Annotated in this window: 5 protein-coding genes; 4 read left to right on the plus strand and 1 reads right to left on the minus strand. The window is 60.7% G+C overall.

Annotated elements, in window-relative coordinates:
• The coding region (locus ACE3OH_RS21205) for a M48 family metallopeptidase (protein ID WP_374357920.1) at nucleotides 1-840 on the minus strand (840 nt) is incomplete at its 3' end.
• Between the two features lie 50 nt (nucleotides 841-890).
• Between ACE3OH_RS21205 and orn the strand changes: the two genes are divergently transcribed.
• The 4 genes from orn to ACE3OH_RS21225 form a co-directional block, all read left to right on the plus strand.
• Nucleotides 891-1439, plus strand: coding sequence for an oligoribonuclease (gene orn, locus ACE3OH_RS21210; protein ID WP_374357922.1), 549 nt, complete (start codon nucleotides 891-893; stop codon nucleotides 1437-1439).
• A gap of 25 nt (nucleotides 1440-1464) precedes the next feature.
• Nucleotides 1465-1974, plus strand: coding sequence for a CinA family protein (locus ACE3OH_RS21215; protein ID WP_374357925.1), 510 nt, complete (start codon nucleotides 1465-1467; stop codon nucleotides 1972-1974).
• Nucleotides 1971-2567, plus strand: a complete 597-nt coding sequence (locus ACE3OH_RS21220; protein ID WP_374357928.1) for an MFS transporter — start codon at nucleotides 1971-1973, stop codon at nucleotides 2565-2567. The genes ACE3OH_RS21215 and ACE3OH_RS21220 overlap by 4 nt, the downstream gene beginning before the upstream one ends.
• Nucleotides 2564-3069: Hsp33 family molecular chaperone HslO (locus ACE3OH_RS21225; protein WP_374357930.1), on the plus strand; the 506-nt coding region annotated here is incomplete at its 3' end. The genes ACE3OH_RS21220 and ACE3OH_RS21225, both read left to right, overlap by 4 nt.

Here is a 3069-nt window from a genome sequence, read left to right on the forward strand (position 1 = left end):
CTCATGCGCCAGTACGGCTTCCACCTCGATCGGCTCCAGCCGCTCCACCAGGGTATCGAAAAACACGATGCGCTTGGTTTTGCCAAAGCCAGTGAAGTAGGCATTGCCATGGCTGGAGCGCTTGCTGCCGTCCATCACAAACACGCCATTGCTGGCAAAACCGCATTTGGCCAGCAGCGCATCGATGCGACTGCGCAGCGCTTCATCACTCAGCGGGGTGAATTTATTGAACAGCGGCGCAATGAACTTCGGGTATACCGCCATCAAGGTTAGTCCAAACGCAAGCCACACTACCCAGGCATACAGCCACCATGCAGCGCCCGCCTTATCCATCAGCCACAGCACCAGCGCCACCAGTGGCAAGCCAAGTGCAGCACCCAGCACGGTCGACTTGACCAGGTCGACCAGCCAGACCGCTGGCGTCGTCTTGTTGAAACCAAAGCGCGCTTCCAGCACAAAGGTGCCATACAGCGAAAACGGCAGGCCGAGCACGCCGTTGACCAGGGTCAGGGCTGCAATCAGCAGCAAGCCGGCAGTCGTCCCCTGCCCCGCAACCGTGCGCGCCCAGCTGTCGAGCAAGCCGACGCCGCCTCCCAGGGTGAACGCCAGCAATAGCGCCGCGTCCCAGACAATGCTGACCCGGGCAAACCGTACCTTGGCTGCCGTGTAGTCGGCTGCCTTCTGGTGTTGTTCAAGGCTGATGCCGGCGGCGAAGTCGCCGGGCACCTGGCCGCGATTGGCCAGTACATGACCGAGGTGGCGCGTCTTGAGCCAGAGCTGCAAAGCGGTGGAGAAAAACAGGAAGGCGAGAAAGACGAGACTGAATGCGTGGGCGGTCATGCGGGGCTTGTGCGAAAATGCAGCATCTATCGTAAGGACAATTGCATAGTATGGCACAAGACCAAAACCGGCTCATCTGGCTAGACATGGAAATGACCGGACTCGAGCCCGACCGCGACCGCATTATCGAGATCGCCATCGTCATCACCGACGCCCAATTGCAAACCGTTGCCGAAGCGCCGGTATTGGTAGTTCATCAGAGCGATGCCGTGCTCGATGGCATGGACGACTGGAACAAAAACACCCATGGCAAATCGGGGCTGATCGACCGGGTCAAGGCATCCACCTTGAGCGAAGCGGAAGTCGCCGCGCAGATGCTGGCCTTTATCAGCGAGCATGTACCCAAGGGTGCCTCGCCGATGTGTGGCAACACCATTCACCAGGACCGCCGCTTTATGGCGCGCTGGATGCCAACCCTGGAAGGCTGGTTCCACTACCGCAATCTGGATGTCAGCACCTTGAAGGAATTGTGCAAGCGCTGGCGCCCCGATATTGCCGGCGGATTCAAAAAAGGTGGCAAGCATGAGGCGCTGGCCGATATTTATGAATCGATCGATGAACTCAAATACTACCGCGAGCATTTTTTGCGGATGAATTGAGTAGCCACCCAACACGGATCACGCCATGACCGAGTCCACCTACGATCTGGCCGAGCAGCTCGGCCAAGCGCTGCTGGCGCGCAACTGGCGCGTTACCGCCGCCGAGAGCTGCACCGGCGGCGGCATCGCCAGTGCGATTACCGATGTACCCGGCTCATCCGGCTGGTTCGATATGGGCTTCGTGACCTACTCCAACGGCGCCAAACAGCGCCTGCTCGGCGTCACTGCCGACAGCCTGCACAGCCATGGCGCCGTCAGCGAGGCGGTCGTCAGCGAAATGGCCAATGGCGCCATGCTGGCGGCCAAGGCGCAGCTGTCGGTGGCGGTTTCCGGTATCGCCGGCCCCAGCGGCGGCAGTGACGACAAGCCGGTCGGCACCGTATGCTTCGCCTTTGGCAGCAGTAGCGGCACCCGCTGCGAAACCCGGCACTTCAGCGGCGACCGGCGTTCCGTACGCGAACAAACGGTGCGCCACGCGCTGGCCGGCCTGCTGCGGCGCGCCATTCTGCCCACCGAGGACCAGCAAACCGCATGACCACCATCGTTGTCGTTCGCAAACAGCAGCAGGTCGCCATCGCCGCTGACACCCAGTCCACCTTTGGCGACACCCGGCTGGGCAATCTGCATGATGCCCAGCCCAACAAGATATTCGAGTCGCACGGCAGCCTGTTCGGCATATGCGGTGCGGCAGCGCATGATCTGGTGCTGCAGTCGCTGCTGGCGCGCACCCGCAATCTCGATTTTTCCAGCCGCGCCGCCATATTCGAGAGTTTTCGCAAGCTGCATCCCAAGCTCAAGGAAGACTTCTTCCTCAAACCCGATGAAGACGAAGACGACCCGTATGAATCAAGCCAGATGACCGTGCTGATCGCCAATGCGCATGGCATCTTCGGTGTGTACTCGATGCGCGAAGTCTATGAATACCGCCATTTCTGGGCGATCGGCTCAGGGCGCGACTTCGCCATCGGCGCGATGCGTGCGGTGATCGACCAGCCCGGCATCACAGCCGCCGATATCGCCCGCATCGGCGTGGAAACCGGCTGCGAATTCGACGTCAATTCCTCCCTACCCTATACCCTGCGCACGGTCGAACTGACCAATACCCCTTCATCACCTGATCCAACATGACCCAAGACACCCTGCAACGCTTTCTGTTTGACGCCGCCCCGGTGCGCGGCGAAATCGTCCGGCTGACCGACGCCTGGACCCAGGTGCTGGCGCTACGCAACTATCCTGCCGTGCTCAAGAAAATTGTTGGCGAATTGATGGCAGCCTCGGCTCTGATGACCGCCATGCTCAAGTTCGAGGGTTCGCTGGTGATGCAGCTGCACGGCAAGGGCCGCATCAAATTGCTGGTGATCGAGTGCGAATCCGACCTCACCATGCGCGCCACCGCCCGCTGGGATGAAGAAGGCGGTGAGCTACCCGATGTGCCGCTGGGCGAGCTGCTTGGCAATGGTCACTTTGTCATCACCCTTGATCCACGCGATGGCGGGCAGACCTACCAGGGCATGGTGGGGTTGTCGGGCAACTCGGTCGCGGCAATCATCGAGCACTATATGCAGACCTCCGAGCAGCTCGATACGCGGCTTTGGCTGGCAAGCGATGACAGCCAAGCCTGCGGCATGAT

Origin of the sequence: Chitinimonas sp. (genome assembly GCF_041904975.1) — a bacterium.
Taxonomy (GTDB): domain Bacteria; phylum Pseudomonadota; class Gammaproteobacteria; order Burkholderiales; family Chitinimonadaceae; genus Chitinimonas.